Consider the following 25,438-nt stretch of genomic DNA (forward strand, 5'->3'; position numbering starts at 1 on the left):
CAGTTTGATATTACAGTCCATTGCGATATCGTCAGCGCGGAAGGGGAAATCTTTTCCGGCCTGGTCGAGATGGTGATTGCGCACGGTGCACTGGGTGATCTTGGTATCGCCCTGGGTCACGCGCCGCTGATCACTAATCTGAAACCAGGTCCGATCCGCCTGATCAAGCAGGGCGGGGAAACCGAGGTGTTTTACATCTCCGGTGGTTTCCTCGAGGTTCAGCCGAACATGGTCAAGGTTCTTGCCGACACCGTGCAACGTGCTGCCGACCTGGATGAAGCCTCCGCTCAGGAAGCCGTTAAGGCTGCCGAGAAGGCCTTGCATGAACGTGGCGCAGAATTCGATTACGGTTCTGCTGCCGCACGTCTGGCCGAGGCTGCAGCTCAGCTGCGCACCGTCCAGCAGATCCGCAAGAAGTTCGGCGGTTAATTCGTCATCGACTTGTTGTGCGATTGATTAAAAAGGGTAGCCTCGGCTACCCTTTTTTCTTTTCCGATATTCATAACCTGGTCGCAGTTGCTGACCACCCAGGATTGGTAGCCAGTCATGTCTCTTGAAATCGTTATCCTCGCTGCCGGCCAAGGCACTCGCATGCGTTCGGCGTTGCCAAAGGTTTTGCATCCAATTGCCGGCGACTCGATGCTGGGTCATGTTATCCACAGCGCCAGGCAACTTGATCCACAGCGCATCCATGTGGTGATTGGCCATGGTGCCGATGCGGTGCGGGAACGGTTGGCCGCAGATGATCTGAATTTCGTGTTACAGGACAAGCAACTGGGCACTGGTCACGCAGTGGCCCAGGCCGTACCTTTTATCACCGCCGATACCGTGTTGATTCTCTACGGTGACGTGCCGCTGATCGAAGTCGAAACCCTGCAGCGCCTGCTCAAGCAGGTTGCGCCGCAACAACTGGGCCTGCTCACCGTCGAGCTGGATGATCCGACCGGTTACGGCCGTATCGTGCGTGACGCCGACGGCAAGGTTACCGCCATCGTTGAGCAGAAAGACGCCAGCGAAGCGCAACGCAAGATCACCGAAGGCAATACCGGGATTCTGGCCGTACCGTTTGAACGTCTGGGCGACTGGATGAGCCGGCTCTCCAACAACAATGCCCAAGGTGAGTACTACCTGACCGACGTGATTGCGATGGCCGTCAGCGATGGTCTGGTGGTAGCCACCGAGCAACCCCACGACGCCATGGAAGTGCAGGGCGCCAATGACCGCAAGCAACTCGCGGAACTTGAGCGTCACTATCAGTTGCGCGCGGGTCGTCGTTTGATGGCCCAGGGTGTGACCTTGCGTGACCCGGCGCGCTTCGATGTCCGCGGTGAAGTCACCGTCGGTCGCGATGTGCTGATCGACATCAACGTGATCCTCGAAGGCAAGGTCGTGATCGAAGACGACGTGGTCATCGGCCCGAATTGCGTGATCAAGGACAGCACCCTGCGCAAAGGCGTGGTGGTCAAGGCCAACAGTCACATCGAAGGCGCAATCCTGGGCGAGGGCAGCGATGCCGGCCCGTTCGCACGTTTGCGTCCAGGCACCGTGCTCGAGGCACGTGCCCATGTGGGTAACTTTGTCGAATTGAAAAACGCGCACATGGGCGAAGGCGCCAAGGCCGGTCACCTGACCTACCTGGGCGATGCGGAAATCGGCGCGCGTACCAACATTGGTGCCGGCACCATCACCTGCAACTATGACGGCGCGAACAAGTGGAAAACCGTGCTGGGTGAGGACGTGTTCATCGGTTCCAACAACTCGCTGGTGGCGCCTGTGGATATCTCGGCAGGTGCGACCACCGCGGCGGGTTCGACCATCACGCAGAATGTGGATAGCGCTCAATTGGCCGTCGGTCGGGCGCGGCAGAAAAACATCGACGGCTGGAAGCGTCCGGTGAAAATCAAGAAGAACTAAGTTATCCACAGTCCATAAGATCAAAAGATCGCAGCCTTCGCCAGCTCCTACAGGGCGAACGTAAATCACCTGTAGGAGCTGGCGCAGGCTGCGATCTTTTTATGAGTTATCCACAGATACCTTTTTTATACAGGTGGCGATTGCCACTCGGCTCCCAACGGGGTCACGGGCAAGGTGCGCGAGGCTATTTTGTAGAGCATGCGCAAGCCGAGATCCGACCGCTGGGACAGTCGCGTCAGGCGCATGACCCACGCCACTTCCGCGTGCGAAACCTTGACCGTCCTGGCGGGATTTTTATGGACATGACGCAACGTCAACAACGCCAGGCCGATGGTCCACAGAATGAAGCGCCGAATGCCCGTATGTCTGGCCGGGATGAGCAGGGCGTATTGCAGCGCCCGCTGCAAGTGGGAGTGAGCAGTGCCAATCAGTTCCGCAAGCGCCCGTGCGTAGTTCGGGTCGTCTTGCCCTGCGTTTAGTTGCGCGAGTTGTACGCCATGTTTGGCAAGCAGGTCTTGAGGCAGCCAGCACGCCCCCCGCAATCGGTCGTCCCACTGATCCTTGACGATATTGGTCAGTTGCAAACCCGTACCGAAGGACAGTGCCAACCGATGCAGGTTTTCACGCTGAGGTAGCAGGGTGGGGTCAAAATCGATGAAAAGCTCCGTCAGTAGCGTTCCCACGATGCCAGCCACGCAATAGCAATAGCGATCCAGCTTCTGGCGGGTGGCCAAACCCTGCAAACCGGCATTCTCCTGGAACTCGCTCATTCCCTGGGTCATCACGCGCAGGCACTGCAGGATGAACTCCCGCTGTGAGGGTTTGAGGGAGCGGTTGACCGCCAACACCTGCGGCAAGTGCCGGACCAGGTCACGTTCAGCCTGCAGGGTCTGGTCCGTCAGATGCAGGCTCAACTCTTCACTGAAACCCCGGGCATCTGCGCAGCCCGACACAGTCTCCAGGTAGACGCTTTCGTAATGGCGTTTTTGTCGGGCGCTGAGCCCTGGTTCATCTTCGATGGTGTCGGCTATCCGACAGAGTAAATAGGCATTGGTGACGGCAGGGTAAAGCTCGGCGGGCAACTGAGGGATGGTCAAGGCAAAGGTGCGCGACACTTGCGCGAGGATTTCATCCTGATAGCGGGCAGGATCGATGTCAGGGCTGGCCCTGCTTCGTAATCCCCAGAGTTCGAGCTGGCAGGCGGGGGCGTCGAGGATGGTCTTGAACCAGACGGTAAACGCTTCAGGCTCGTCTTCGATCCATTGCAATAACGCGGGCGTTTCTATCCATTGCCATTGCGAGACTTCATCGGGGTTCGCCAAGGGCTCCCCGTCAAACCGGCCAATAAAAATATGATCGAATTCATGCTCAATCAGATTGCCCGGAACCTGCGCCTTGTAAATCAGGGTCGTGACTTTCTCCAGTGGGCAATCGAAACCCATTTCTTCCCCAAGTCGGCGGTGGGCAGCCTGGTCGGTGCTTTCGCCAGGGCGCGGGTGTCCACAACAGGAGTTGGTCCATTGGCCCGCGGAGTGGTATTTGGTCAGTGCTCGTCGTTGTAGCAACAAGCGCCCGTGACGATCAAAGATGAAGAGGGAAAACGCACGATGAAGGAGGCCTTCGCTATGGATTGGCAGCTTGTGGCCGGTGCCGATTTGCTGATCATTGTGATCCACCAGTATCAGTGACTCATCCATGGTTTCTATCCACCTCAAGCGCTGAAATCGGGGCCTGGCTCAGTTTGCAGTAACGCGCCAGAGCCCACATCGGAAAGTACAACCCGTAGCCGTAATACGTCATATAAAGCACTCGAGGTACCCCGGTGCCCGTGGCATGTGGGTCCGCCCAGGTACCGTCGTTTTTTTGCGACTGGAGCAAGTATTCAATGCCCTGTGCCGTGGCCGGATGCTCCACGGCACCGGCAGCCATCAATCCCAACAAGGCCCATGCCGTTTGCGACGCAGTGCTGGTCGATGATTGGTGACGTTGGTAATCCAGCGCATAGCTGCTGCTGTCTTCTCCCCAGCCACCGTCCTTGTTCTGTCTCTGAATCAGCCAGTGGCGGGCTTTTTGAACGGCCGCGGAATGAATGTCGTAACCCGTGGCGGCAAGTCCTTCCAGGGCGGACCAGGTGCCATAGATGAAGTTGATGCCCCAGCGTCCGTACCAACTGCCATCTGCTTCCTGCTCCTTCAGCAAATAATGCAATGCTTTGCGGGTAGCGTTATTGGAGGCCGGTGTTGCACCCAACTGCCCGAGCATGGCCAGGCAGCGGGCGGTAACATCGGCGGTGGGATGATCAATCATCATGCCGTGTTCGGCAAAGGGCATGCTTTTGAGGTAGTAATGGGTGTTGTCAGCCTCATAAGCGCCCCAGCCACCCTGTCGACCCTGCATTCCCTGCACCCATTCCTGCGCCCTGGCGATGGTCTCACTGTAGTGAGCGCCGGATTCGAGCTGCGTTGCCCTGTGCATGACGGTCGCGACCAGGGCGGTGTCGTCGACATCGGGGTGATTGGGCAAGGAATATTGAAAGGCCCAGCCGCCGGGACGCAGATGAGGCCTGGCCACTGCCCAGTGCCCATACACGTCGAGAAGCTGCCGTTGTTTGAGCCAGTCGAGGCCTCGCAACGCCGCCTCCAAACCGCGGCTATTCCCGGTTTCCAGCAATGCCTGACAGGCCCATGCCGTGTCCCAAACGGGCGATACGCAAGGTTGGCAATAAGCCTGGTGCTCTGTCACCACCAACAGTTTTGCGCAGGCGTTGCGTGCCGTCTGCATGTCGCGATGGTCACGGGGGTAACCCAAGGCGTGAAGCACGGCCAGGCTGATGGCGATGGTCGGCAGCGATGCGCCGTAGCCGTCTTCGCCATTGAGCTGGTCGGTGACGTACGTTACCGCTGTATCCAGCGCTTTTTTGCGCCGCCCCTTGGAACGCCATGGTTCGATACGGTGCAGCAAACGGTCGATCGCGGCAAAAAAAACAAACCATACCCTGTCCTGATGGGGCGCCCGGGGCAACGGGGTGGTTTCGCTGGCCGGGTGGATAAACAGTTCGGTTATCCCGGTGCCTTGGGGATTACGCGCCGTGGGCTGCAAGACTTGCAACACGGAAAAAGCCACCGTGAACAGGCGAGGGATGCAGAAAATCTTCGACAGATGAAACGGAAACCAGCGCGGCAGCAAAATCACTTCTACCGGAATCAACGGCAATGCACGCCATGGGATGACGTTGTACAAGGCCAGCCAGATGCGGGTCATCACGTTGCAGTTCGCGGCCCCGCCATGCTGGCGAATAAGCGTGCAAGCACGTTGCAAGTGCGGCTCGCCTTGCGCATCGCCGAGTAGCTTGAGTGCAAAGTAGGTTTTGACACTGGCATTGAGGTTGAAGCTACCCCCTCGCAGTAACGGCCATCCACCTTCTGGTTGTTGCTGGTCTCGCAGATAACGCGCGAGCCTGCCTTGCAAGGTGAGTTCAATGGGTTCGCCAAGGAAATGCATCAGCAACACGTATTCGGCGGTTATCGCCGCATCGGCTTCGAACTCGAATACCCAATGGCCGTCGGGTTGCTGTTTGCCCAGCAGGGCGGTCAAGGCGTTGTTCAGTGCGTCTTTGATGCGAGTGTTCTCTGTCATGACAATGCCCATGTCTTGTCTACAGAGATTTAAAACGCCAATACCCATCCTTTTATACTGTCAGAAATAACAGTTGCGATGAGTGGTCATCCTGGGCGCTTGTCTCTTAATCCTTCAAAGCATCCCTTGACGAAGTTTCGCGAATAGGTTTTGATTGCTTCCGTTATCTTTCGAATCGAAACTTACCAGCTCATGTCGAAGCGCAATACACCACAACGTCGCCATAACATCCTCGTCTTGCTCAATGAGCAGGGTGAAGTGAGTGTGGATGAGTTGGCCAAGCGTTTCGAAACGTCGGAAGTTACGATTCGCAAGGATCTGGCAGCTCTTGAAAGCAATGGTCTGCTGCTGCGGCGGTACGGTGGCGCGATCACCATGCCTCAGGAACTGGTGGCCGACCTCGGTCAACCGGTTTCCAAGTACAAGCAAGCCATCGCTCGCGCCGCTGTCACGCGGATTCGCGAGCATGCGCGGATCATCATCGACAGTGGCAGTACCACGGCGGCCATGATCCCGGAACTCGGCCAGCAACCCGGCCTGGTGGTGATGACCAACTCCTTGAATGTGGCCAGTGCCTTGAGCGAACTGGAACACGAACCGGTGCTGTTGATGACCGGTGGCACCTGGGACCCTCATTCCGAATCCTTTCAAGGGCAGGTCGCCGAGCAGGTACTACGCTCTTACGACTTTGACCAGTTGTTCATCGGTGCCGATGGCATCGACCTGGTCCGCGGCACCACGACCTTCAACGAACTGCTGGGATTGAGCCGGGTTATGGCGGAAGTCGCCCGGGAAGTGGTCGTGATGGTCGAGGCCGACAAGATCGGCCGCAAGATTCCCAACCTGGAGCTGCCCTGGAGCAGTGTCCATACCCTTATTACCGATGATCGCCTGCCGCTGGAGGCACGGGATCAGATTCAGGCCCGCGGAATCAACTTGATCCTCGCGGCTGTCAGTCAGGAGAAATAGCATGTGTGGAATTGTCGGCGCAGTCGCAGAACGTAACATCACCGCTATCCTTGTCGAAGGCCTCAAGCGCCTGGAATACCGTGGCTATGACAGCGCCGGTGTGGCGGTCTTCACCAATGACGGGATCCTCGATCGCGTCCGTCGTCCGGGCAAGGTCAGTGAACTGGATCAAGCCCTGGCCGCTACCCCATTGATCGGTCGTCTGGGCATTGCCCACACCCGTTGGGCAACCCACGGCGCGCCTTGCGAACGTAACGCTCACCCGCATTTTTCCGGGCAGAACCTGGCCGTCGTGCACAACGGCATCATCGAGAACCACGAAGCCCTGCGTGGACAGTTGAAGGCCCAGGGTTACGTGTTCACCTCCGACACCGACACCGAAGTCATCGCCCACTTGCTGGCGCATAAACTCAAGGATCTTCACGATCTGACCGTGGCCCTCAAGGCGACCGTCAAAGAGCTGCACGGTGCTTACGGTCTGGCAGTGATCAGCGCTGATCAACCGGATCGCCTGGTTGCCGCCCGCAGTGGCAGCCCGTTGGTGATTGGCCTGGGCCTGGGGGAAAACTTCCTGGCTTCCGACCAACTGGCCCTGCGTCAGGTCACCGACCGCTTCATGTACCTGGAAGAAGGCGATATCGCCGAGATCCGTCGCGACAGCGTGCAAATCTGGGACGTTGACGGCAAAGCCGTTGAGCGCGAAGCCGTGCAATACCGTGACAGTGCCGAATCCGCCGAAAAGGGCGAGTTCCGTCACTACATGCTCAAGGAAATCCACGAGCAACCTTCGGTGGTGCAACGCACCCTGGAAGGGCGTCTTAGCCAGCAACAAGTGCTGGTGCAAGCGTTTGGTCCACAGGCGGCCGAGCTGTTCGCCAAGGTTCGCAACGTGCAGATCGTTGCCTGCGGCACCAGTTACCACGCCGGCATGGTTGCTCGTTACTGGCTCGAAGAACTGGCCGGTATCCCGTGCCAGGTCGAAGTCGCCAGTGAATTCCGCTACCGCAAAGTGGTGGTGCAACCCGACACGCTGTTCGTGACCATCTCCCAGTCCGGCGAAACCGCCGACACCCTGGCTGCCCTGCGTAATGCCAAGGAACTGGGTTTCCTCGGCAGCCTCGCCATCTGCAACGTCGGCATCAGTTCCCTGGTGCGTGAATCCGACCTGACCCTGCTGACCCAGGCCGGTCGCGAGATCGGCGTGGCCTCGACCAAAGCCTTCACCACTCAGTTGGTCGGTCTGCTGTTGCTGACCCTGTCCCTCGGCCAGGTGCGTGGCACATTGGGCGAAGGTGTCGAAGCCACTCTGGTGGAAGAACTGCGTCGCCTGCCGGCCCGCCTGGGTGAAGCCTTGGCGATGGACAGCACCGTGGAAAAAATCGCCGAGCTGTTCGCCGACAAGAACCACACCTTGTTCCTCGGTCGCGGCGCACAATACCCGGTAGCGATGGAAGGGGCCTTGAAGCTCAAGGAAATCTCCTACATCCACGCCGAAGCCTACCCGGCCGGCGAACTGAAACACGGTCCGCTGGCACTGGTGGATAACGACATGCCGGTGGTCACCGTGGCGCCGAACAACGAACTGCTGGAAAAGTTGAAATCCAACCTCCAGGAAGTCCGCGCCCGTGGCGGCCAATTGATCGTCTTCGCCGACGAAAAGGCCGGCATGACCAATGGCGAAGGTACTTACGTTGTGCAGATGCCGCACATCCACGACATCCTGTCGCCGATCCTCTACACCATCCCGCTGCAGTTGCTGTCGTACTACGTGGCGGTGTTGAAAGGCACGGACGTTGACCAGCCGCGTAACCTGGCGAAGTCGGTGACTGTGGAATAAGTTATCCACAGCTGATGCAGAAACAAAAAGACCGCAGCACTGGCTGCGGTCTTTTTTTGTCTGAAAGATGAGCTATTTCAAGTCCACCAATACCGCACAAGGTGAAAGAAAATCGGTGCCGCAAAACACACCGAATCCAGCCGATCCAGCATCCCGCCATGACCTTCGATCATGTGCCCCCAATCCTTCACACCGCGATCCCGCTTGATCGCCGACATCACGATGCCGCCGGCAAAGCCCAGCAGGTTGATCAGCAACGCAATCAAGAACGACTGCCACGGGTTGAACGGCGTGGTCCACCACAACGCCGCGCCAATCAGCGAGGACAGCAAAATGCCGCCGACAAAGCCTTCGACGGTTTTTGACGGCGACAGATTGGGCGCGATTTTGTGTTTGCCGAACAACTTGCCGCACACGTACTGCAACACATCCGACAACTGCACCACGATCACCAGATAAGCGATCAGCAGCAGGTTGCGACCTTCGTAACCGACGATGTCCAGGGTCAGCAGGGCGGGCACGAACGACACGCAGAACACGGCGATCATCAAGCCCCACTGTACTTTCGATGCGCGCTCCAGGAAGTGCGTGCTGTCGCCGCCCAGCGAGGCAAGGATTGGCAACAGCAAGAACACGTACACCGGGATAAAGATCGAAAACAGCCCGTACCAATCGAAATAGATCAGCAGGTATTGCAGCGGTAGCGCCAGGTAAAACGCCGCCACCAACGCCGGGTAGTCACTGCGCCGGGTGGGCGTGAGGGTCAGGAATTCACGCAGGGCATAGAACGACACCGCGTAAAACAGCAGGATCACCGCGCCGGTGCCCAGCCAGAAGGCAATGCCGATCACCAGCACCATCACCCACCAGGCGTTGATGCGGGCGTTGAGATTGTCGACTACCGCATTCGGCGCGCCACGGGTGCGCAGTTTGAGAATCAGGCCAATCAGCGAGGCCAGCACCAGGATCATGCCGATCCCGCCGAACAGCATCAGGGTTTGTCGATCCATGTCAGGAATGCTCCGGGGCGAGGGCCAGCAGGGCGTCGCGGCTGCGTGTCAAAAAATGCTCTTTGCTCTCGTCGTCTTCCAGTTGCAGCGGCGCGCCGAAACTGGTGGTGCACAGCAGCGGAAGAGGCAGCACCCGGCCCTTGGGCATGACCCGATTGAGGTTGGCAATCCATACCGGAATCACTTGGGCCTGTGGGTAACTTTTGGCCAGGTGATACAGCCCGCTTTTGAACGGCAGCAAGCCATCCTCCAGATTGCGTGTGCCTTCGGGAAAGATGATCAGCGAATCGCCGTTCGCCAAGGCATCGAGCATCGGCTGCAACGGGTTATCCACAGGGTCTTTGCGTTCGCGGTCGATCAACACGCCGTTAAATACGCGACTGATGATGTAGCGGCGTACCGCGCTTTTATTCCAGTAGTCGCTGCCGGCCACCGGTCGCGTCAGTTTGCGCAGCGCGGGAGGGAGCGAAGCCCACAGCAGGACGAAATCGCCGTGGCTGCTGTGGTTGGCGAAGTAAATCCGTTGCACCGGTTCCGGCGCGCAGCCCATCCACAGGCTGCGGGCACCGGTGACGGTGCGGGCCATGGAGGTGATGAGGGTGGCGACCACAGGTTCGAACATGAATGATTTCCTTATCCGGCGAAGGACAACCAAGGGCTGGCCAGGATGACCGCCAATGTGGGCAACACTTGCGCGAGCAGTAGGACCGCCTGGTTACGCAGCAGTTTCAACGCCCCGCGTTGACGTTCGGGCCATGGCCGGCCGGCGCGGTTGGCCGGTTGCAGGCCGAGGCTTTGCAAGGCCTGGTCGAGGGCTTGAGTGCGGTCAGGCAATGCATCTGCGTCGCGGGCGACCAGGGCAAACAGGTCAGCGTCGAAGGCCACCCGAAATGCCCAGTACTTTTGCAACAACCCCAGGACGATCATCCACGCGCTGAGGATCAGGCCCAGCGTAACCGGAGTGATCAACAGCAGTTGCAGCAACCCGAACAACACCCCCAGCACCGTCAGTCCTGTGGATAACTGGTCGAGGGTGCGGCCCCGGCGTAGCAGGCTGGCGACCACCTGCAATTCCATATCAACTGGCATAGGCGTTCTCCAGCGCTTGGCGATGGGCCGGGTGCAGCACGACGTGCGGGCGTGCGGCCCGGATCATCGCCACGGCGGCATCGACGCTCGTCGCTCGACCACTGTGCAGCAACCAGGCCGCGACAGCGGTGGCACTGCGCGAATAACCCAACGCGCAGCAAACCAGTAGCGGGCCGTGTTGGCGCAGTTGTTCAATGGCCTGGGCGGCGGCGAGGCATTGCTCGGCATTCGGCGCCGTCAGGTCGAGGACCGGAATGCTTTGATAGGCACGACCTCGGGGATCGAGTGGCAGCTCGGCGCAGAGATCGACCACGGCTTTGAACGGAGCCATCTGATCCGCGTCGGGAAGCCTGCCCAGCCAAACGTTATCCACAACCTCATCTGGCTGTGGATGTTTGCGTGTCCATAGCCGTGAATTGATCCACGCTGCGGCCACGTACGGCGCAAACAGCCAACGGGCCGCCGGGCTCAGGCGGCCGTCGGCGCGTTTCTGAAACCCGGCGGCGTCGAACAGTGCGTAATTCAGCGCTACCAACAATAACGCGACGGAGGGCCAGATCAGCCACAACCATCCACCGCCGAGGCCAAAGGCTGGAATCGCAAATATCGCGGCACCCACCCCATAACGCAGAGCCAGGCGCCAGCGCTTCGAATCCTTGGCCAACCGCAGGCTGCTCAACGGACTCGGTCGATCCATCGGCCACAGCCACACGCACAGCCAACCGGCGAGAGCGCCTGTGGGTAAGTCGATAAAGTGATGTTGATAAGTGGTCAGCACAGAAATCCCGATCAGCGCGAACCAGCCGTGCACCAACCAGCGCCAGAACCCGTGAGTGTGCCGCTGGTACATGACCCACAGAATCACCAGCAGCGCGATGTGCAGCGACGGCGCCTGGTTAAACGGCTTGTCGAACCCCGCCAGCACCGCGAACAGCCAGCCGAACACGCCATCCAGCTCGGGCCTTTCGAAGGTAAAGCGCAGCGGCCACAGCAGGAAACAACTGACCGAAATCACCTGGGCACTCAGCAGCCGCAGGGCATGGCGTTTCAATTCATGACGACTGTCGGGCAGCAGCAACGAAAAACCGTACAGCAGATCAATCGTCCAGTAGGGCACGATGGTCCACGCCCAGAAAGGCATGGCGGTTTCCCAATCGAAAACGAACGTGCCGACGTCGCTACGCTGGTTCGTTACCCACGTGGCAAAGCCATAGCTGGCGAAAAACAGCGGCGCCAGCAGCAGCAACCAAAGCACGGCTGGTTTGAGCAATCCCGTTTCCCGGGGGGCCGCCGCCATCATTGCACCCGTTGCGCGAGGGACACGGTAAAGATCCCCCATTCATCCACACGCTGGGTGATTTTGCGGAAACCCGCCGCTTCCACCAGTTGATCCATTTCCGCCTGGCTGCGCCGACGCATCACCCAGGCTTGTCCCTGACGATGACTGGTCAGGGCGCGGGCAATCAATTCCAGTTGCGGGTGCCACGGTTGGCCGGTGTAAACCAGATAACCGCCGGGTTCGACAGAGTCGGCCAGGCCCGCCAGCGAACCGCCGACCATCGTGTTGTCGGCAAACAATTCATACAACCCGGACACCACCGCCAGCGTTGGCTTGGGTTCCAGCGCCGCGAGGTCGGCGCGGTCGAACGCATCGCCCTTCACGAATTGCGCGATGTCACCCAGGCCTTTATCGCGGATCAGTGCACCACCGTCCCGCACGTTGATGTCGCTGTAATCGCGCAGCAGGATCGATTCCGGCAACGGACTGACGCCCTGCAAGGCTTCAAGAATGTAGCGGCCGTGGCCGGCGGCGATATCGACGATGCGTACCGGGCGACCTTCGTCGCGCAGTTTGGCCATGGTCAGGCGCAGCAGTTCTTCGACGTTGAGTTTGCGCTGGCGAATGCCGCGCCAGCCGATGGAGTTCAGGTAATTCTGATCAATCATCCGCCCGAGCCCGCCCTTGCCGGTGGGCTGGTTGCGGTACACGTAATCGAGGGTGCTGCCGGAGTCGAAACCGGTATCGAAGCCCAGCTTCACGCCATCGGACAGCTTGCTGCCCAAGCGCATGCTCGCGCGGGTCATGCGCCAGTACAGGTCACGCAACGAGTTGTGCGGCAGCGGGGCGGCGAGGGATTCGGATTCGGCGCAGGTCAGGCCGATCTTGTCGGCGTCGAGCAGCGAAGCACGGTCCAGCGGGTAGTCGAAGTTTTGCAGGATAAAACGCTTGGCGCTGGCCACGGCCACGGCGCGATCACGTTCGCCAAGGGTGTCGTGGAAGAACCCCGGAAGGATGTGTTTTTCCTTTTTCAGGCTGCCCAGGCGTTCGAAGAACTGCTCCTGGGGTTTGCGGTGCACGACGAAGTCCGAGCCGGAAATCAGCAGCTGGGTCGGCACCTGAATCGCCTGGGCATCGGCCACCACGCGGTCGGCGGCTTCATACAAACCGAGCAACACATTCACCGAAATCGCCTTGGTGATCAGCGGATCGCTGTCGTAGGAGGCGACGCGCTCAGGGTCGTGGCTGAGGAACTTGGCCTTGACGTAGCTGTTGACGAAAAAGTTGCCGCGAAACTTGCGCATCAGCCCCAGGCCCGGCCGGGCGAACGGCACGTAGAGCTTGACCTTGAACGCCGGCGAGGCGAGCACCAGCGCGCGGATGCGCGGTGCGTAGTCGTGGACCCAGGTCGAGACGATCACGGCGCCGACGCTCTGGGCGATCACCGCCATGTTTTCTTCGTCGATCTCGTAAGTCGCGCTCAGGTGATCGCAAAAGGTCTGCACGTCGCGCACGCTGGTGGCGAAACTCGGGCTGTCGCCGCGAGCGCCGGGGGACTGGCCATGGCCTCGGGCATCCCAGGCAAAGAAGTCGAAACCCGGCAGATCCAGTTCATCCACCAAGTGGGCGATGCGCCCGGAATGTTCATGGCCGCGATGAAACAGCAGCACCGCTTTGCGTGGTTCGCCTGGCACGGCGGCGGTGGCCGGCCAGTGGCGGTAGAACAGCTCGACGCCGTCGTGGGTGGTGAAGGTCTGCTGCTGGGTTTCGCGCATTGCATGCTCCTTATGCTGGGGTGGCCTTACGCCGAGGGGGCTGTTTCCTGCACTTCTTTAAGGCCCTGACGGACCCGGTTGACCAAGGTGTAAGCCAGCAGGACGGCGACCACCCCAAACACAACGTTAATCCACAACGCACTGATCCAGCCAAGGGCGATGCCGGTGGCCAGAACACCCAGGACAAACGCCCGATCGCTTTTGCCCATCGGCCCGTCGTAGCGCCGCGACGCGCCGACCATCGGCCCGAGGACGCCACTGTACTCGCTGAACAGGGCCAGCAGCGTGACCGACAGCACAATCAATACGCTCACGTCGGCAATCAGCGCAAACGGCAGGATCAGTGCACAGTCGGCGACGATATCGCACAGTTCATTGAGGTAGGCACCCAGGCGTGACTGCTGGCCGAATTCCCGGGCGAGCATGCCGTCGATGGCGTTCAGCGCCATGCGCAGGATCATCCACAGCGGAATCAACGTAAACACCCACGGGTGCTGGGCGAAACAGGCAATTGCGATGCCCACTACCACCGAAATGACCCCGGCCAGCACGGTGATTTGATTGGCGGTGGTGCCGTTATCGAACAGCCGTTGCACCAAGGGTCGCAACAGGTTCTGAAACGCCGGTTTTAGCTGGTAAATGGAGGGCATCGGGGGATGGTCTCGGCAATTGAAAGCGTGAACATTCAGGGTTATACGTCACAATAATCAGAATGCCAGTAAAACCCGTCTTTCCGCGAATCCAGGGCTCATCGGAAACTCTTGGCCCCGCGTGTTTCAGTGCTCAGGAGTTTACCGATGGACCGATTCCAGGAAATGCAGGTATTCGCTGCGGTCGCCCAGGCGCAAGGCTTTTCGGCGGCGGCGCGGCGGCTGGGGATGTCGGCCGCGAGCGTCACCCGCGCGGTGGCGGCGCTGGAGAAACGCATCGGCACGCTGCTGCTGACGCGCACCACCCGCAGCGTGTATTTGAGCGAAGCGGGCCAGCGTTATCTGGAAGACTGTCGGAGAATTCTCGCCGAGGTGCAGGAAGCCGAGGATTCGGCGGCAGGCAGCCACGCCCAGCCTCGCGGGCAATTGACGATTACTGCGCCGGTGTTGTTTGGCGAGTTGTTCGTGACGCCGCTGATGGTGGGTTATCTCGATCAATTCCCTGAGGTGACGATCAACGGGTTGTTGGTCGATCGCGTGGTGAGCATGGTCGAGGAGGGCATTGATGTCGCGGTGCGCATCGGTGAACTGCCGGACAGTAATCAGCACGCGATTCGGGTCGGCGAGGTGCGCCGGGTGATTTGTGCGTCGCCGACCTATCTGAACGCCCATGGCCGGCCCCGGCATCCTGAAGAGTTGTCCGGGGCGCCAGTGGTGGCGACTTCATCCATCGGGCAACTCCGGAACTGGCCCTTCCTCGATAAAGGCCAGCCGCTGAGCGTACGTCCGGAACCGCGGCTGGTGGTCACGGCCAATCAGGCGGCCATTACGGCGGCGAGCCTCGGCCTGGGGTTTACCCGCGTCCTGTCCTACCAAGTGTCGAGCAAAGTCGCGGCCGGTGAGTTGGAAATCGTGCTGGCGGACTTTGAACTGCCGCCGCTGCCGATTCACGTGGTGTACCAGGGCGGGCGCAAGGCCCCGGCGCGGATTCGCAGTTTTGTCGACTTTATGGTGAAGGCGCTGCGCGAACACCCAGCCCTGGGCTGATGGCACAAACCCTGTGGGAGTGGGCTTGCTCGCGAAAGCGGTTGATCAGCCAACATCCCTGTTGAATGAAAAATAGCATTCGCGAGCAAGCCCGCTCCCACAGGAAGGTTTATTGCGGCTGTTGAAATAATGGATTGCAAATGCTGGTTATTCTGTTGTTTTGGTGATGGGTAGATGATGGCCTCCATCGGTGCTGATCATTCCCTGAACAGCGCCATCACCCAGCGGAGTCGACCATGCACGCCATCAAACTCTACAACTTCCCCCGTTCCGGCCACGCTCACCGCGCGGAGCTGATGCTGTCCCTGCTGCAGCTGCCGACCGAGCTGATCCTTGTCGATCTGGCCAAAGGCGCGCACAAGCAGCCGGAGTTCCTGGCGCTCAACTCGTTTGGCCAGGTGCCGGTGCTGGATGATCAAGGCGTGGTATTGGCCGACTCCAACGCCATCCTGGTGTACCTGGCGCAGAAATATGGCAACGGTCGCTGGCTGCCGACAGATCCGGTAGGCGCGGCCAAAGTACAGCGCTGGTTGTCGGTGGCGGCCGGGCCGATTGCCTTTGGTCCCGCCAGAGCCCGGCTGATCACGGTGTTTGGTGCGTCCTTCAACGCTGAAGAAGTGATCGCACGTTCCCATGACCTGCTCAAAGTGATGGATCAGGAACTGACCCACGGCGAATTTCTGGTGGGCAACGAGCCGACCATCGCCGACGTCGCGGCCTACAGCTACATCGCCCATGCGCCGGAAGGCAACGTGTCCCTGGCGGATTACGCCAATGTGCGGGCCTGGCTGGCGCGGATCGAAGCCTTGCCCGGGTTTGTCGGCATGCCGCGCACCGCCGTTGGCCTGCAACAATCAGCCTGATACTCGCGTTCGTTCACGCTGCGCCTTGAGTGCAGGGGAGAGGCCGTTATGGAACATTCACCGTGGCACGCCGGCGAAAAGCAGTTGCAGGAACACGTAGGTGTTGCCGAGCGAATGGACACCCTCGGTCGTCGGGTGATTCGCAGCGAAATGCCAGACCAGCATCGTCAGTTCTATCAACAACTGCCGTTCATGCTGTACGGCGCGGTGGATGCCGATGGTCGTCCCTGGGCCAGCATTCTCGAAGGCCCGCCGGGTTTCGCCCATTCTCCTGCGCCTACCGGGTTGCAGTTCGAAAGTCTGCCGGCCGCCGATGACCCCGCGCAATTGCACGACGGGGCCGCCATCGGCCTGCTGGGCATCGAATTGCACACCCGGCGGCGTAACCGTCTCAATGGACGGGTCGGCGCCATGACGGCGAGCGGCTTCGGTGTCACGGTGGAACAATCCTTTGGCAACTGCCCGCAATACATTCAGTTGCGCCAGTTTCGCACGGTGCCGCTGGCGGATGCTTCCACCCGTATCGCCCAGCACCTCGACGAACTGGATGACGCGGCACGAGCGGTGATCGCCCAAGCCGATACGTTGTTTGTCGCCAGTTATGTCGACGTCGATGGCAAACGTTCAGTGGACGTTTCCCATCGCGGTGGCCAGCCCGGTTTCGTCCGTATCGAAGGCAATCGGCTGACCATTCCGGATTTCGCCGGCAACCTGTTTTTCAATACCTTGGGCAACCTGCTGATCAATCCGCAGGCCGGTTTGCTGTTCATCGATTTCAATTCGGGCGATTTGCTGCAACTGAGCGGTCGCGCTGAAGTCATTCTTGAAGGCCCGCAGATCGAAGCTTTTCAAGGCGCCGAGCGGTTGTGGACGTTCGACGTTGAACGCCTCGTGCGCCGGCCAGCGGCGTTGGCCCTGCGCTGGCGTTTCGACGGTATGTCGCCCAACAGCCTGATGACCGGCACCTGGGAACAGGCTGCCGCGCGCCTGCAAGCCCAGGCCCTGGGTGATGCCTGGCGCCCGCTGCGGGTGGTGCGTATCGAAGCGGAAAGCCAGAACATCCGCTCGGTCTACCTGGAGCCCGCCGATGGCGTCGGGTTGCCGGTGTTCCAGGCCGGGCAGCATTTGCCGTTGCGCTTTCACATTGGCGGCGAAACCCATATCCGCACCTACAGCCTGTCGAGCGCGCCGTCCGATGACTTTTTCCGCATCAGTGTGAAGCGTGATGGCTTGGTGTCTTCCCACGTGCATGAGCAGATCCGCGTCGGTGACGTGCTGGAGGCCCGGGCGCCGCAAGGGCATTTCACCGTGGCACCCCATGAGCGTCGGCCACTGGTGTTGTTGGCCGCCGGGGTGGGCATCACGCCGTTGCTGTCGATGGTGCGCGAAGTGGTTTATCAAGGCTGGCGCACGCGGCGCATTCGGCCGACCTGGTTCTTCCAGAGTTCGCGCACGTTGGCGGATCAGCCATTTCGTTCAGAGATCGACCGTTTGCTCGAAGGCACCGGCGATACGATCCGGGTGCTGCGCCTGCTCAGCCAACCGGAGCCCGAAGCGCGGGAGGGCGAAGACTTCGACCTGACCGGACGCATCGACACGGCTTTGCTCCAAACGATGCTGGAGGTCGAAGACTACGATCAACTGGACTTTGTCCTGTGTGGTCCGGGGAGTTTTACTCAAGCGCTGTACGACAGCCTGCGAGAACTGGATATTCGCGATTCAAGGATTCATGCCGAAACGTTCGGCCCCTCGACATTGCGTCGGCGCCTGGACCCGGATGCCGTTGTCATCGAACAGCCACCGGCCGCTACAACCTCGGTGCCGGTGGTGTTCGAGCGTTCGGCCAAGGAGGCGCGCTGGCAACCGGACGGCGGCAGTTTGCTGGAGTTGGCGGAAAGCCGCGGCTTGCGCCCGGAATTCAGTTGCCGTGGCGGGTCGTGTGGTACCTGCAAGACCCGCTTGATCAGCGGCCAGGTGAATTATCCACAGCCGCCGGCGGAAGTACCGGAAGAGGGGCAGGTGCTGATTTGTTGTGCGATACCGGCTCAAGGTTCGCAGCCACTGGTGCTCGACCTATAACCAGCGCAGTTCCCCTGTGGGAGCGGGCTTGCTCGCGAAAGCGGTGGATCAGCCCACATCATCGTTGAATGACAAACCGCATTCGCGAGCAAGCCCGCTCCCACAGGGGATTGGGGATGTCTTTAAAGCGGAGTTCATTCCCACCGCCATCAGGCATAGGACAGGGATTTTTCTTCCAGCAATTCCTGATACAACGCCGTCCACTTGCGACCCATGTCATCGGCGGTAAACAACTGCCGATACCGCGCTTCCGCCTTCACCCCCATTGCCGCCGCGCGAACCGGGTTTTCCCAAAGGGTGCGCATCGCCTCGCGGAATGCCTGTGGATTACTCGGTGGCACCACCAGCCCGGTTTCGTTGTGGATGTTGATGTAGCTGGTGCCGGTGCCGATCTCGCTGGAGATCATCGGTTTGCCATACATCGCGCCTTCCAGCAGTGAAATGCCGAACGCTTCGGAACGCAGGTGGGACGGGAACACGATGGCGTAGCTCAATTGCAGCAACGCCACTTTGTCTTCGTCCCCGAGGCGCCCGAGGAAGTGAATATTGCGCAGGCCCAAGGCCTTGGCCTGGGCATGCAGTTCGAGCTCCTTCGGGCCGGCGCCAACGATCACCACCGGGTAATCCAGGTCTTTCATGGCGTCGAGCAGGATGTGCAAGCCTTTGTAGTAGCGCATCACCCCCACGAACAGGAAAAACTTATCCCCAAGCTTCTGCCGCCACTGGGCCATGCGCTCGTTGTCGGGTTGTGGATAACCGGCCTTGTTCAAGCCATAGGGAATGACGCGGGTCTTGTCCTGAAACTGCTGCAGCACATCGCTGGTATGCAGGTAATTCGGCGACGCCGCAACAATCCGGTCAGCGCTGGCAAGGAAGCGGTTCATCAATGGCCGGTAGAGTTTGAGCAGTGTTTTCTGGCGAATGATGTCCGAGTGGTAAGTCACGACACTGGGTTTGCGCATCCCGCTGGCGAAGTGCACCACATCCATGAACGGCCAGGGGAAGTGATAGTTGACCACGTCAGCTTCGGCCGCCAACTCGCGAAACTTTTTGAAGACGCTCAGGGAAAAACCCGTGGAGGCGAACTGAAGATCGAGTTTGGCCCGATGGACTTCATGCTGTCCGACTTGCACCACGGGCGGTGTCGGATCGCTGCTCAGGGACAGCACTTGGCCCTCTATGCCTTGCTGGGCGCAGCTTTCGCACAATTGGAAGATCACTTGTTCGATCCCGCCGACGGTGTCGGGTAGAGACGTTTTGTAAAAATGAAGAACTCGCATTCAACCTCCCAAAGCCTGGCGGTAGGCGCGGGCTGTGATCTTCGCGCAACGCTCCCAGGAAAAAAGCTTCGCTTGTTGTAGTCCCGCTTCTCGGCATGCCTGCCAATGCGTTTTATCGTCGATCAGTCGGCTCATGGCCTCGCGCAAACCTTCAGGATCGTCCGCTTCAATGTAGTTGCCCGCCGCGCCGGCCACCTCCGGCATTGCCGATTGCCGCACCAGGATCACCGGCGTGCCGCTGGCCATGGCTTCCAGGACCGGGAGGCCGAAGCCTTCGTAGATCGATGGAAAAATCAGCGCCCGGGCTCCTGCCAACAGTTGCGCCACCTGCTCGTCAGGCAGGTAACCCAGCAAACACACATGACCGGCGGCCAGAGATTGACGCAGTTCCTCGCTGAATTGCTCGCGTTGCCAGCCGGCCATGCCGACGATCAACAGCGGAAATTGTTGGCGCTGTGCCTCTGGCAGCGAGGCGTGAGCGCGCAGGGCCAGTGACAGGTTCTTGCGCGGCTCCAGGGTGCCGACGCAGAGGAAATATTCCCGCGCCTCGACCCCATGGGCCTTGAGGACTGTGTCGATCTCCGCCGCTTCACGGGGATGGAACCGTGCCGCAACGCCCAGCGGCGCGACGATGAAACGTTCGGCGGGCAGGGCGAAATAATCCTGGGCCTCGTCGGCAATAAACTGCGAGTCGGTGAGAATCAGCCGCGCCTGCTGCACGCCGTCGGCCAGTCGCCGCTCGATTTCGCGCAAGCGGGCCGGCGGTTGCGTCTCGGGGTAATGCAGGTGCGTCAGATCATGCAGGGTCATAATCGTCGGGCCGTCGAACGACAGCGGCCACAAACTCGGTTCGTGATAAAGGTCGATGGCCTGGGAGCGGCCCTGATCGAAGCGTTTCTGCGCCAGCCAGCGCCGTGCCTGGTAGGCCCCGGGAATTTGTCGCAACAGCGGCGTCAGTCGCGAGTAGCCGGGCATCGCTGCTTCGGGCAGCGAAGTGCTCCAGCCCCAGCCGTGGAACAGCGACAGCTCGACGTCCGGTTCGCAGGCGAGGGCGCCCACCAGTTCTGCGACGTAATGGCCGATGCCGGTACGCGGTGCCTGGAGAATCCGCGCGTTAAGGGCAATTCGCATGCTGACTCTCAGGCTCAGGATTTTCAGGCACCGACACCGGGCGGATCAGGTTGCGCTCGATCCGCTCCACCAATTGCGCACTCGCCTCGCGCCAGCTCAGCCAGCGCCAATGCTCCAGGGCCAGCGGTGCCGGAAACACCCCGGTGCGCTCCATGTTGGTCACCAGGTCGGTCAGGCTCTGCGGGTTTTCCAGGTCGAAATACGCCATGTAGTCGCCACCGATTTCCCGGAACACCGGAATATCACTGCCCATTGCCGGCAGACCGCGTTGCATGGCTTCCACCAGCGGCAGCCCGAAGCCTTCGACGTAGGACGGGAACACCAGCGCCGTGGCGTGGGAGTAGGCGTGTTCCAGGCTCTTGTCCGAGAGCGAGTTGAACATTAACAAGCGGCGGTTCAGCTCGGGATGCTGGCGGATGCGCTCGACCAACGCGTCACACTTCCAGCCAATCTTCCCGGCAATGCACAACCTGGCCTTGGACCCGGCGGCCCAGGCGCGTTCGAAGGCGTCGAGCAGGTAGGCGTGATTTTTTCGCGGCTCGATGGTGCTGACCATCAGGAACACCGGTTCCGGTGCCTTGAACATCTGCAGCAAGCCGCGATCGACTTCGGAACCGGCATCGCTCAAGTCGAGTTCGGAACCGAGGTGGAAATAGTCGAACCAGCGCTGCTGCACCTGTTGCGCACCGACGCGGCGCAGCATTTCTTCGCGCACCTGGTCGCGGATGGTGGTGGAGATCGCCACATAACCATCGGCGGTGCGGGCGATCCAGTCGAACCAGTCGTTGAACACCTTGACCAGCCCGGCGTCGCAAAATTGCGGGTGGGTCAGCGGGATCAAATCGTAGATCACCGACACGATGCCAACACCATCACGTTTGAGTTGCTCGGCCAGAGGGAAAAAGTTGGCGTGCCACGAGGAGTCGAGCAGCACCAGTTGATCACCGGCGCGATGCTGCAACGGCACGCAGCGCTCAGGCACTGGCTTGCCCTTGAGTGCCCGGTCCAGCAGGCGCATCGGCAGACTCAGGCAGGCAAACGCGAAGAGGCGACAACCGACGTACAGCACCCGCCGGGCGAACAGTGACTGACTGAACGGACGGCGCCGTTCTAGCGTGCGGTGGCGCAGCCAGAACAGGTTGGCCCACTGTTCCAGCTTCACCCGCAGGCTCGTCAGATTGACGTTCGGTGTTTTCAACGGCGCCAGGCTTTTCACCTGATAGAGCGCGCCGTTGAGCATCACTACGGGAATGCATTCGCGGGTTGCGTCGGCCGCCGGCAGTTGTTGAATAACATTGCGCACGACTCGCTGAATGCCCGAGTTGGCGTTTGGATGTTCGTAGACGTAGGTGCATTCCACCAACAATCGGGTCATCGCGACACCTCCGGGTCTGCCGTTTGCACAACGGTTTCGCTGGAACGGCTGATGCTGGTCTGTGCCTCCAGCCACGAGCAGCCGACGAAGTCTTCCTGACGATTGTTGATCACGTGGAACACCAGGCCGTAGTCGCGCCATTCGAAGTTGCGATCCAGGTGTGAGTCCAGGCGCGACAGGCTCAAGGCGATCGAATAATTGCCCTTGCCCAGGCGCATGTCGAAGGCAAAGCGAAAGGTCACCCGTTCACCGGCACTGAGGTCGGTGATGGCTTTGTCCAGGCGATGGGTGTTGATCCCGTAAATCGCCTGGCCCAGCCGATCCTTGATCATGAAGCCCAGGATCAGTCGTTCGATGTCTTGGCGAACCTCGGTCTGCACTTCCAGCACCATCGGCTGGCCCACTTCTGCGACTTCGACGGAGCGCCCCTGGGCGTCGAGCAGGCGCACACTGACAATTCCCGCCTCGCCAGTGCCGGAAATGGTTTGCACCTGGCCGTTGGCGAGCATTTCCTGGCGCACCGTCTGGCCTTCGCGCTGGGCGAGCATGGCGTTGTAATAGTCCATGACTTCTTCGGGTTTGCCGCGCATCGCCATGCGTCCGCCTTCCAGCAGGATCGCGGTGTCGCAGATCGACTGAATCGCCGAGCGGTCATGGGACACGATCAGCAGGGTGGTGCCGGCCTTGCGGAAGTTGCGGATGCGGTCGAAGCTTTTGTGCTGGAAGTAGGCGTCGCCCACCGACAGCGCTTCATCGACGATCAGGATGTCCGGGCGCCGCGCCGTGGCAACGCTGAACGCCAGGCGCATCTGCATGCCGCTGGAATAGGTGCGCACCGGGTGGTCGATGGCTTCGCCGATTTCGGCAAAGCTTTCGATTTCCGGCATCAACGCTTCGATCTCTTCAAGCTGCATGCCCAGCAACTGGCCAGCCATGAAAGCGTTCTGCCGCCCGGTGAAGTCCGGGTGAAAACCCATGCCCAGTTCCAGCAACGCGGCGACTCGACCTTGCAGTTGAATCTGCCCGCAGGTTGGCTGGGTGGTGCCGGTGATCATCTTCAGCAGCGTGCTTTTGCCCGCGCCGTTGACACCGACAATGCCCACGGCTTCACCGGGCTGGATCTCGAAATCGACGCCTTGCAGGATCCAGTGCAAGTGATGACGGGTGCCGGAAAACGGCACCAGCCATTCGAACAGGCGGCTCCAGCGATTCGGGTATTGTTTGTAGGCCTTGCCCAGGCCACTGACGCGTATATGCCCCATCAGAGTTCGTCCACCATTTCACCGACGCGCTGACGGAACATCCGCAGCGCCAGGCCGCAGAACAGCAGCCCGATCACCAGCAACGGGATGAGTGACTGCCAGTTTGGCCATTGGTTGTAGAGGAAGACGTTCTGGTAGCTGGTCATCAGCGCGGTCATCGGGTTGAGCCCGATCAGGTGCTGGATGCCTGGCGGCAGGATCGAGACGGGATACACGATCGGCGTCAGCCAGAACCAGAATTGCAGGAGGATGCCGAAAAACTGCCCGACATCGCGAAAGAACACATTGAGAATGCCGAGGATCATCCCCAGCCCGGCGGCAAAGATCACTTGCAGGATCAGCAGCGGAATCAGCGCCAGCAGGGCCATGCCCGGCAAGCGTCCGCTGATCAGCAGGAAGCCGAAAAACAGGCCCAGGATGATCCCGAAGTTGATACCGGCATTGAGCAGGGTGATCACCGGCAGGCAGATGCGCGGGAAGCTGATTTTCTTCAGCAGGTTGGCGTTTTCCAGAAACATGCTCTGGCTGCGGGTGGTGATTTCCGAGAACAGGCCCCAGGTCAGCAGGCCGGCGCACAGGTAAACGCTGTAGGCCAGGCCATCGTCCACGCCCGGCAAGCGGGCGCGCATGATCTGGGAAAAGATCACCGTGTACACGACGATCATCGACAGCGGATTGAGCACGGTCCACAGGGCACCGAACAGCGAATTGCGATAACGCGCCTGAAACTCTCGCTTGACGCTACCGAGGATGAAACCGCGGTAATTCCACAGCGAGCGGTACAGATTAAGCAGCATTCAAACCGTCCTGCCGTAGTGATCTTCGAAGCGGACGATATCGTCCTCTCCCAGGTATTCGCCGCTTTGCACTTCGATGATCACCAGGTCGATGACCCCCGGGTTTTCCAGGCGATGCTTATGTCCGGCGGCAATGAAGGTGGACTCGTTCTTGGCCACAAGGTGGGTGCCGGTGCCATTGTTGGTGACCTTGGCCATGCCTTCGACCACGACCCAGTGTTCGTTGCGGTGGTGGTGCATTTGCAACGACAACTTGCCGCCCGGCTTGACCACGATGCGCTTGATCTTGAAGCGCGTGCCTTCCTCGAGCACGGTGTAGGTGCCCCATGGCCGGCTGACGGTGCGGTGCAGGCGATAGGCTTCGTGCTTTTTGTCCTTGAGCTGCTTGGCCACCCGGCGCACATCCTGGGCGCGGTCGGCGTGGGCCACCAACACCGCGTCGGCGGTGTCGACGATGATCAGGTTATCCACACCCACCGCAGCCACCAGCCGGCCTTCGCTCTGGACGAAGTTGTTGTGGCTGTCGACAAAGATCGCATCGCCGCTGGCGCGATTGTTTTGCGCATCCGGCGGTATCAGCGCGGCCAGCGCCCCCCATGAACCGATGTCGCTCCAGTCGAAACCGGCGGGCACCACCACCACTTTGTCCGAGCGCTCCATCAAGGCGTAGTCGATGGAGATGTCGGTGATCTCGGCAAACAGCGTCGGCGACAATTCCTGTTGCAGGCAACCGCCGGTTTCCACGGGCGCACTCTCGGCCATGCAGGCGCGGGTCTGTTCCAGCAACTCCGGGGCGTGAACCTGCAACTCATCCAGCAGCGTGGCCACCGAGAAACAGAACATCCCCGAATTCCACAGGAAGTTGCCGCTTTCCAGGTAATGGGTCGCGGTTTGCAAGTCGGGTTTTTCGACGAAACGCTGGACCTTGGCCGCACCTTTGTCATCCAGCGGAGCGCCAGTCTCGATGTAGCCGAAGCCGGTTTCCGGCGCCGTCGGCACCACGCCGAACGTCACCAGGTGACCGCTCTTGGCCAGCGTCACGGCGTGCTCGACCGCACTTTGCAACGCGTCGACATTGACGATCAGGTGATCGGCGGGCATGACCACCATGATCGCCTCGTCACCGTGCAGGGCTTGCAGCGACAGCGCCGCCGCCGCAATGGCCGGGGCGGTGTTGCGGCCCGTCGGCTCCAGCAGGAAGTGCCCGCGATGACGGGCCATCTGCGCGTCGTGGTAGTGATCCTTGCTCTGGAAGTAATACTCGCGGTTGGTCACGGTGACGATGTCGCCCCAACCATCGAGCAAACCCGCCGCGCGTCGATAGGTCTTGCCCAGCAGCGACTGGCCGTCGGGCAATGTCATGAACGGCTTGGGGTGCCCTTCGCGAGACACCGGCCACAAACGGGTCCCGGCACCGCCGGAGAGGATCACAGGAATCAGCATGG

At 60.4% G+C, this 25,438-nt stretch carries 21 protein-coding genes; 7 read left to right on the forward strand and 14 right to left on the reverse strand.

Features of this window, described 5'->3' with window-relative positions:
* Positions 1-9 precede the first annotated feature (9 nt).
* Both ACIQY3_RS25735 and glmU read left to right on the forward strand, forming a co-directional pair.
* Positions 10-429 carry a F0F1 ATP synthase subunit epsilon gene (locus tag ACIQY3_RS25735; RefSeq protein ID WP_403025667.1) on the forward strand — a complete coding sequence of 140 codons (420 nt, stop codon included), beginning with the start codon at positions 10-12 and terminating at the stop codon, positions 427-429.
* Positions 430-546: 117 nt separating this feature from the next.
* Positions 547-1,914 (forward strand): bifunctional UDP-N-acetylglucosamine diphosphorylase/glucosamine-1-phosphate N-acetyltransferase GlmU, encoded by a 1,368-nt coding sequence (gene glmU, locus ACIQY3_RS25740; protein ID WP_403025379.1) that lies wholly within the window; start codon positions 547-549, stop codon positions 1,912-1,914.
* Positions 1,915-2,039: 125 nt separating this feature from the next.
* On the opposite strand, the gene idi is transcribed toward glmU, so the two are convergent.
* Positions 2,040-3,611, reverse strand: a complete 1,572-nt coding sequence (gene idi / locus ACIQY3_RS25745) for an isopentenyl-diphosphate Delta-isomerase (RefSeq protein WP_403025382.1) — start codon at positions 3,609-3,611, stop codon at positions 2,040-2,042.
* The gene (shc, locus tag ACIQY3_RS25750; RefSeq protein WP_403025385.1) at positions 3,604-5,598 is read right to left on the reverse strand and encodes a squalene--hopene cyclase; all 1,995 of its coding nucleotides are present in this window, start codon (positions 5,596-5,598) and stop codon (positions 3,604-3,606) included. Before shc ends, idi begins: the two co-directional genes overlap by 8 nt.
* Before the next feature lie 144 nt (positions 5,599-5,742).
* Between shc and ACIQY3_RS25755 the strand changes: the two genes are divergently transcribed.
* On the forward strand, positions 5,743-6,519 hold the full coding sequence (locus tag ACIQY3_RS25755; RefSeq protein ID WP_403025390.1) for a DeoR/GlpR family DNA-binding transcription regulator: 777 nt from the start codon (positions 5,743-5,745) through the stop codon (positions 6,517-6,519).
* A gap of 1 nt (position 6,520) precedes the next feature.
* On the forward strand, positions 6,521-8,356 hold the full coding sequence (gene glmS / locus ACIQY3_RS25760) for a glutamine--fructose-6-phosphate transaminase (isomerizing) (RefSeq protein ID WP_403025394.1): 1,836 nt from the start codon (positions 6,521-6,523) through the stop codon (positions 8,354-8,356).
* Positions 8,357-8,433: 77 nt separating this feature from the next.
* On the opposite strand, the gene ACIQY3_RS25765 is transcribed toward glmS, so the two are convergent.
* From ACIQY3_RS25765 to ACIQY3_RS25790, 6 genes are read right to left on the reverse strand one after another with little or no spacing between them, the layout of a single operon-like run.
* On the reverse strand, positions 8,434-9,366 hold the full coding sequence (locus tag ACIQY3_RS25765) for a phosphatidate cytidylyltransferase (protein ID WP_403025397.1): 933 nt from the start codon (positions 9,364-9,366) through the stop codon (positions 8,434-8,436).
* 1 nt (position 9,367) lies between these two features.
* A complete protein-coding gene (locus ACIQY3_RS25770) occupies positions 9,368-9,988 on the reverse strand; it encodes a lysophospholipid acyltransferase family protein (protein ID WP_403025398.1) in 621 nt (206 codons plus the stop codon).
* Positions 9,989-9,999: 11 nt separating this feature from the next.
* Positions 10,000-10,455 carry a hypothetical protein gene (locus tag ACIQY3_RS25775; protein ID WP_403025401.1) on the reverse strand — a complete coding sequence of 152 codons (456 nt, stop codon included), beginning with the start codon at positions 10,453-10,455 and terminating at the stop codon, positions 10,000-10,002.
* A complete protein-coding gene (locus ACIQY3_RS25780) occupies positions 10,445-11,755 on the reverse strand; it encodes a phosphatase PAP2/dual specificity phosphatase family protein (RefSeq protein ID WP_403025404.1) in 1,311 nt (436 codons plus the stop codon). The genes ACIQY3_RS25775 and ACIQY3_RS25780 overlap by 11 nt, the downstream gene beginning before the upstream one ends.
* Complete coding sequence (locus ACIQY3_RS25785; protein ID WP_403025406.1) at positions 11,752-13,509, reverse strand: bifunctional alpha/beta hydrolase/class I SAM-dependent methyltransferase; 1,758 nt, start codon at positions 13,507-13,509, stop codon at positions 11,752-11,754. The genes ACIQY3_RS25780 and ACIQY3_RS25785 overlap by 4 nt, the downstream gene beginning before the upstream one ends.
* Positions 13,510-13,535: 26 nt before the next feature.
* Positions 13,536-14,159: a CDP-alcohol phosphatidyltransferase family protein gene (locus ACIQY3_RS25790; protein WP_403025409.1), complete on the reverse strand. Its 624-nt coding sequence runs from the start codon at positions 14,157-14,159 to the stop codon at positions 13,536-13,538.
* A gap of 147 nt (positions 14,160-14,306) precedes the next feature.
* Between ACIQY3_RS25790 and ACIQY3_RS25795 the strand changes: the two genes are divergently transcribed.
* The 3 genes from ACIQY3_RS25795 (at position 14,307) to ACIQY3_RS25805 (ending at position 18,148) form a co-directional block, all read left to right on the forward strand.
* The gene (locus ACIQY3_RS25795) at positions 14,307-15,206 is read left to right on the forward strand and encodes a LysR family transcriptional regulator (protein WP_403025412.1); all 900 of its coding nucleotides are present in this window, start codon (positions 14,307-14,309) and stop codon (positions 15,204-15,206) included.
* Positions 15,207-15,442: 236 nt separating this feature from the next.
* Positions 15,443-16,069: a glutathione S-transferase family protein gene (locus ACIQY3_RS25800; protein WP_403025415.1), complete on the forward strand. Its 627-nt coding sequence runs from the start codon at positions 15,443-15,445 to the stop codon at positions 16,067-16,069.
* Positions 16,070-16,117: 48 nt separating this feature from the next.
* A complete protein-coding gene (locus tag ACIQY3_RS25805; RefSeq protein ID WP_403025418.1) occupies positions 16,118-18,148 on the forward strand; it encodes a pyridoxamine 5'-phosphate oxidase family protein in 2,031 nt (676 codons plus the stop codon).
* Positions 18,149-18,297: 149 nt separating this feature from the next.
* Here ACIQY3_RS25805 and ACIQY3_RS25810 read toward each other — a convergent pair whose 3' ends face one another.
* Genes ACIQY3_RS25810 through ACIQY3_RS25835 form a run of 6 tightly spaced genes read right to left on the reverse strand, consistent with a single transcriptional unit; the run spans position 18,298 to position 25,436 of the window.
* A complete protein-coding gene (locus ACIQY3_RS25810; protein WP_403025420.1) occupies positions 18,298-19,428 on the reverse strand; it encodes a glycosyltransferase family 4 protein in 1,131 nt (376 codons plus the stop codon).
* Positions 19,429-20,559, reverse strand: coding sequence for a glycosyltransferase family 4 protein (locus ACIQY3_RS25815; RefSeq protein ID WP_403025422.1), 1,131 nt, complete (start codon positions 20,557-20,559; stop codon positions 19,429-19,431). It abuts the gene before it with no gap.
* The gene (locus ACIQY3_RS25820; protein ID WP_403025425.1) at positions 20,543-21,934 is read right to left on the reverse strand and encodes a glycosyltransferase family 4 protein; all 1,392 of its coding nucleotides are present in this window, start codon (positions 21,932-21,934) and stop codon (positions 20,543-20,545) included. Before ACIQY3_RS25820 ends, ACIQY3_RS25815 begins: the two co-directional genes overlap by 17 nt.
* Positions 21,931-23,196, reverse strand: a complete 1,266-nt coding sequence (locus ACIQY3_RS25825) for an ABC transporter ATP-binding protein (RefSeq protein ID WP_403025427.1) — start codon at positions 23,194-23,196, stop codon at positions 21,931-21,933. The genes ACIQY3_RS25820 and ACIQY3_RS25825 overlap by 4 nt, the downstream gene beginning before the upstream one ends.
* The gene (locus ACIQY3_RS25830) at positions 23,196-23,993 is read right to left on the reverse strand and encodes an ABC transporter permease (protein WP_403025430.1); all 798 of its coding nucleotides are present in this window, start codon (positions 23,991-23,993) and stop codon (positions 23,196-23,198) included. Before ACIQY3_RS25830 ends, ACIQY3_RS25825 begins: the two co-directional genes overlap by 1 nt.
* Positions 23,994-25,436: a mannose-1-phosphate guanylyltransferase/mannose-6-phosphate isomerase gene (locus ACIQY3_RS25835; protein WP_403025433.1), complete on the reverse strand. Its 1,443-nt coding sequence runs from the start codon at positions 25,434-25,436 to the stop codon at positions 23,994-23,996. It lies immediately after the preceding gene.
* Between the last annotated feature and the right edge of the window lie 2 nt (positions 25,437-25,438).

It is taken from the genome of Pseudomonas sp. NPDC096950 (genome assembly GCF_044762525.1).
In the GTDB taxonomy this organism is placed as follows: domain Bacteria; phylum Pseudomonadota; class Gammaproteobacteria; order Pseudomonadales; family Pseudomonadaceae; genus Aquipseudomonas.